The sequence below is a fragment of the Nocardiopsis listeri genome (genome assembly GCF_020741345.1).
Classification (GTDB): domain Bacteria; phylum Actinomycetota; class Actinomycetes; order Streptosporangiales; family Streptosporangiaceae; genus Nocardiopsis; species Nocardiopsis listeri_A.
Window position 1 is genome coordinate 1 of sequence record NZ_DYZD01000086.1, and the last position, 5,516, is coordinate 5,516.

Here is a 5,516-nt window from a genome sequence, read left to right on the forward strand (position 1 = left end):
TGTTGCTCGGGTTCCTGGTCGGGGCCCTGGCCGCGGGTTGGCTCCTCGGGGCCACCGAAGTCGAGGCGGAGGAGATCCCCCTGGGCGAGGACACCGTGACGGTGGACGCCCCGGTCACGGACACCGTCGACCTGGTGGGGCACAGCGTGGCGGCGGGCGGCCCGGCGACGGCGACGGCGGCCGAGGAGACAGGCGAGCAGGTCGAAGCGGCCGATTCGTCGCCGGACACCGAGGTTTCCCAGCCAGTGGAGACCGTCGAGACCTTCGAAGCGGCGGAGCCCGTGGAGGTCCGACCGCTGACCGACAGCGCCGCCCAGGCCGGTCGGGAGACCACCGCCACCGTGCGCGAGGTATCCGAGACCGTCACACCCGAGGCCGAGGCCGCCGGTACCGACCTGGTGGAACCCGTTCGGTGGGCCGTCGACGAGATCACCCGAACGGTCGACGACCGGCTGGATCCGGCCGAGGCCCCGTCCCGGGAGGAAGCGGATCCCGCCCCCGCCCCGGAAGAGGACTCGACGACGCATCCGCAAGCCGCGGTGGAACGGGACGACGCACTCCTCGACCCCGAACACCAGCGCGCGGAGACCGCCGTCGCCCTGGCCGGACACGCCGACTCCACCGTGAGCGAGCCCGACACGGACTCCGGTGCGACGCCCCCGATCGACCCGCTCGGCTCCGTTCCGAGTGGCACCGCCTCCACCTCGAACGGCGCGGTCAGCGGCCTGGCCGGCCACCTGCCCACCGCGGGCACCCTCATCCCGGCCCTCGCCTTCGAGGACGCCGCCCGGCACGTCCTGCACGCGGTTCCCACCGCCGTCGCCGACGAGCCCACCTTCGCCCCCGACTAGCGGGTCCGCTCCAGGTACCCGGGCCCCTTCCGCCCAGGTGCCTCCCCGTCGTCTCGACGCGCTTCGGTCCTGACCGGAAGCCGCCCCGACGCGACACACGGATCCGCCCAGTCCCGGCCCGCCACCACGGCACGTCCCGGCCGATCGCCTGGGGGCCGACGTGAGCCCCGCTCTCACCTTCGCGCGCCATTGGTGCCCGCCGAAAGCGGAGTTCAGGTCGGTCAACGGTCCGACGGACCCGAAGACCGAAACCCCCTCGATCGTGGACCGCCCCACCCCGAAGGCGTGGTGCCACCCGATCGAGGCCCGCAAGGCAAGACATTCGGAAGGACTCCCATGCGCAACACCGCCCGTACCACCGCCAAGGCCCTGCTCATCGCCGCCGGCACCGCCGGTTTCGTCTCCCTGAGCAGCGGCTTCGCGGCGGCGGACACCGTCGGGGACGTCACGGGCGCTCTCGACACCGACTCCCTGGGGCAGCCGCCCGCCGTCGACGGCACCCTCCCGGCCTCGGTCGTGCCCGAGGCCGACCCCACCCTGCCCTCCACCGACCTGCCCGAGGTCGCCGCTCCCGAGGTCGCCGGCATCGTGGGCGCCGCCCAGGACCAGGTCGACGCCGTCGAGGTGACCGTTCCCCGGGTGAACGTGCCCGAGGTGGATGCCAACGGCTACCTGATGGTCGTCCAGGGCTCCACCGTCCTGGTGGACTTCGTCGCCCGGCAGGCCCGTGGTGACGTCGAGACCGTGGCCGCCGAGGCCGGTTCCGTGGTCGACCAGACCGTGTCGGGTGTGGGCACCGACCTGGACGGTGTGGATCGACTCGCCGTGGGCACCGCCACGGACGTCACCGACGACGCCGTCGAGGACCTCGACGTGCCCGTGGCCGACGCCGTGGACACGGAGGCGCCGCCCGAGGCCCCGGCCGTCGGCGGGGTCGAGGACACCGTCGCGGGTCTCACCGAGGCCGACGAGCTGTCCGAGCCGGAGGTCATCGACGAGACCCTGCCCACCGACGTGCCGGACACGAACGTCGTCGACACCGACCTGGTCGGCGACACCACCGACGCCCTGGGCGACGACCTGACCGACGGTCTGCTGTAGCCGTCGGCTCGATCGCGCGCCCCGCGCTGTGACACGCGGGTGCGCGCGGCCCCGGGCGGTCGCAGGGTTGGTCCGCTCCGGAGCGGACGTGGCGGGATCCGTGGGGGGTCCGACCGCGTCGCCCGGAGGCAGCGGGATCAGGGGGCCCTGCCGCCCGGGGTCTTTACGGGGGTTCCGAGGAAGGGGCGGCGTACACCCGTGGCAGCGACGGGAGGTCGCCGCCACCCCCCGGGACCCTACGAACAAGGTCGCCGCGCCCCCGAGTACGGGGCGCGGCGACCCATGTCCGAAATCGCCTTTTCCTTTCACCGGAGGGGTGTTCGGAAGACGAAAAACGGCGAGTATCGGATATTCCAGGAACCCTGTTCCGGGATTTCCCTTTTCGAAACGTATCCGGCTACGAAATCCCGCCGATTCCGACGTACTTCACGTCGAGGAACTCGTCGATGCCGACCCGTCCACCCTCGCGTCCCAGACCGGAGTGCTTCACTCCGCCGAACGGGGCCGCCGGGTTGGAGACCACACCCTGGTTCAGTCCGACCATGCCGGTCTCCAGGGCCTCAGCGACCCGGAAGGCGCGGTTCAGGTCCCGCGTGTACAGGTAGCTGACCAGGCCGTACTCGGTGTCGTTGGCGGCGTGGAGCACTTCCTCCTCGGTGTCGAAGGGCATCACCGGGGCCACCGGACCGAAGATCTCGGTGGTGGACAGCTCCGCCGCGAACGGCACGTTCGCCAGCACCGTCGGCTGGTAGAAGTGTCCGGGACCGTCCCCCGGACCGCCGCCCACCAGTACGTTCGCCCCACGTTCGACGGCGTCGTCGACCAGGCTCTGCACCTTCTGCCGGGCCTTCTCGTCGATCAGCGGACCCACGTCCACGTTGTCCTCGACCCCACGGCCCAACCGGAGCGCGCCCATGCGTTCACTGAGCCGGGCCGAGAACTCCTCCGCGATCCCCGACTGGGCATAGATCCGGTTGGCCGCCGTGCACGCCTCCCCGATGTTGCGCATCTTGGCGAGCATCGCCCCGTCCACGGCCGCGTCCAGGTCGGCGTCGTCGAAGACGATGAAGGGCGCGTTGCCGCCCAGTTCCATGGAGGTGCGCAACACCTGGCCGGCGCTCTGTTCCAGCAGCTTGCGACCCACGGCCGTCGACCCCGTGAACGACACCTTGCGGATCCGGCCGTCGGTGAGGAGGGGTTCGGTGATCCGACCCGGGTCCGTGGTGGGCAGGACGCTCAGCACCCCCTCCGGCAGACCCGCCTCGGCGAGGATGCCGGCCAGCGCCAGCGCGGACAGAGGGGTCTGCTGGGCCGGCTTGAGGACCATCGTGCACCCCGCCGCGATGGCCGGCCCGATCTTGCGGGTCCCCATCGCCATGGGGAAGTTCCAGGGGGTGATGAGCATGCAGGGGCCGACCGGCTGCCGCATGACGAGGAAGCGCGACTTGCCGTCCGGTGAGATGGAGAAACCGCCCTCGATCCGCACGGCCTCCTCGGAGAACCAGCGGAAGAACTCGGCGGCGTAGGCGATCTCGCCGCGTGCCTCCGCGAGCGGCTTGCCCATCTCCAGGGTCATCAGAACCGCCAGATCCTCCTGGTGGTCCATGAGTAGTCGGTAGCCCCGGTACAGGATCTCGCCGCGCTCCCGGGGCGAGGTCTTGGCCCACTCCGGCTGGACACGTGTGGCGATGTCCAGGGCCTCGAGGCCGTCCTCCTTGCTCGCGTCCGCGACATCGCACAGAACCTTGCGGGTGGAAGGGTCCTCCACGGGGAATGTGGACCCCGTGGACGACTCACGCCACTTCCCCCCGAGGAAGAGCATCTTGTTCACCTGTGCGACGACCCGTGCTTCCCGATCCGACATGCCTGGCTCCTCAGTCGACTGTGGTCAGAGAACTGCCCGGCGTGCGTCCGCTGGACACCGCCGCGTCCAGGATGTTTCCATAGCAGTGTCGATTGTCAACAATCCTACGGAACCCGATACAAGGAATTGAGGCCATCGCATGGCGGAGCTCTCCCCGGTCCTCAAGCAGGCGACCCCGGTCGTCGCCGCACGAGGTGAGGGTGTCTACATCTACGACGAGGACGACCGCCGTTTCCTGGACTTCACGGCCGGGATCGGTGTGACCAGCACCGGACACTGCCACCCCAAGGTGGTCGCCGCCGCCCAGGAGCAGGTCGCGACCCTGATCCACGGCCAGTACACCACTGTGATGCACCGTCCCCTGCTGCGACTCACCGAACGCCTCGGTGAGGTCCTGCCCGAGGGGGTCGATCGGCTGTTCTACGTCAACTCCGGCAGTGAGGCGGTCGAGGCGGCCCTGCGCCTGGCCCGCCAGGCGACCGGACGCCAGAACGCCGTCGTCTTCCAGGGCTCCTTCCACGGGCGCACCATGGGCGCAGCCTCCCTGACCACCTCCGGCACCAAGATCCGAGCGGGCATCGGGCCCCTCGTCCCCGGTGTCGTGGTCACGCCCTTCCCGTACGCCTACCGGTTGGGCATGTCCGAGGCCGACGCCGTCGCCTACGCCCTGCGCGAGCTCGACTACCAGTTCGCCACGGTCACCTCACCCAAGGACACCGCGGCGGTGTTCATCGAACCGGTCCTCGGAGAGGGCGGCTACGTCCCCGTCCCGGACGCCTTCCTCCAGGGACTGCGCGAACGCGCCGACCGGCACGGGTTCCTGCTGGTCCTGGACGAGGTGCAGACCGGTTTCGGCCGCACCGGAACGTTCTGGGGGCACCAGCCCTCCGGCATCCGCCCGGACATCGTCATCACCGCGAAGGGGCTCGCCAGCGGGTTCCCGCTCTCCGCCATCGCCGCTTCCGGCTCGATCATGGAGAAGGCCTGGCCGGGATCCCAGGGCGGGACCTACGGTGGCAACGCCGTCGCCTGCGCCGGAGCCCTGGCCACCCTGGACGTCATCCAGGAAGAGGGACTGGTGGAGAACGCCGCTCGCCAGGGCGAGCGCCTCCAGCAGGGCCTGGCCAAGATCGCCGAGGCCAACCCGGCCATCGGTGACGTGCGAGGTCGCGGGCTGATGCAGGCAGCCGAGTTCGTGAAGGCCGACGGTTCGCCCGACGGGGAGACCGCCCAGCGCGCCCAGCAGGCCGCCGCCCAGAACGGTCTGCTCCTGCTGACCTGCGGTCCGGCCGGCAACGTCGTCCGTTTCATCCCGGCCCTGATCGTCGACGGCGATCAGATCGACACCGCCCTCGAACTGTGGGCGGCCTCCGTGGAGGAAGTGGTCTGACCAGCCCGGACGCCGCCGGTTCGCCGGCGGCGTCCGCATGGCCCGGCTCACACCCATATTTGGCGCGAACCCACTCCCACAGCGTGATAGAGTCGGAGACGTCGCAAGGGAGAGCGCGGCTCGACCAAGCGACACACAACTGCAGGACCTGCACTCGTAGCTCAATGGATAGAGCATCTGACTACGGATCAGAAGGTTGGGGGTTCGAATCCCTCGTGGCGCACCGAAGGAAAGTCCCTCACCAGGCAGGATTGCTGGTGAGGGACTTTTTCGTATGCCTGGAGTCGGCCGATCTGGGGTTGATGAGGGT

4 protein-coding genes and 1 tRNA gene are annotated in these 5,516 nt (G+C 70.2%); 4 read left to right on the top strand and 1 reads right to left on the bottom strand.

All coding sequences use genetic code 11. From position 1 onward, the window contains the following. On the top strand, window positions 1-851 hold an 851-nt coding region (locus tag K8V84_RS05625), incomplete at its 5' end, for a hypothetical protein (protein ID WP_304071318.1). Window positions 852-1,187: 336 nt separating this feature from the next. Continuing rightward, entirely contained in the window at window positions 1,188-1,952 is a 765-nt protein-coding gene (locus K8V84_RS05630) for a hypothetical protein (RefSeq protein ID WP_304071320.1), read from the top strand. 397 nt (window positions 1,953-2,349) lie between these two features. Here K8V84_RS05630 and K8V84_RS05635 read toward each other — a convergent pair whose 3' ends face one another. Continuing rightward, window positions 2,350-3,816 (bottom strand): NAD-dependent succinate-semialdehyde dehydrogenase, encoded by a 1,467-nt coding sequence (locus tag K8V84_RS05635; protein WP_304071323.1) that lies wholly within the window; start codon window positions 3,814-3,816, stop codon window positions 2,350-2,352. A 139-nt stretch (window positions 3,817-3,955) separates the two neighbouring features. Here K8V84_RS05635 and K8V84_RS05640 point away from each other — a divergent pair, with 139 nt between their 5' ends. Together K8V84_RS05640 and K8V84_RS05645 are read left to right on the top strand one after the other, a co-directional pair. Continuing rightward, window positions 3,956-5,206 (top strand): aspartate aminotransferase family protein, encoded by a 1,251-nt coding sequence (locus K8V84_RS05640; protein WP_304071326.1) that lies wholly within the window; start codon window positions 3,956-3,958, stop codon window positions 5,204-5,206. A gap of 158 nt (window positions 5,207-5,364) precedes the next feature. Further along, a tRNA-Arg gene (locus tag K8V84_RS05645) sits at window positions 5,365-5,426 on the top strand. Window positions 5,427-5,516: the final 90 nt, after the last annotated feature.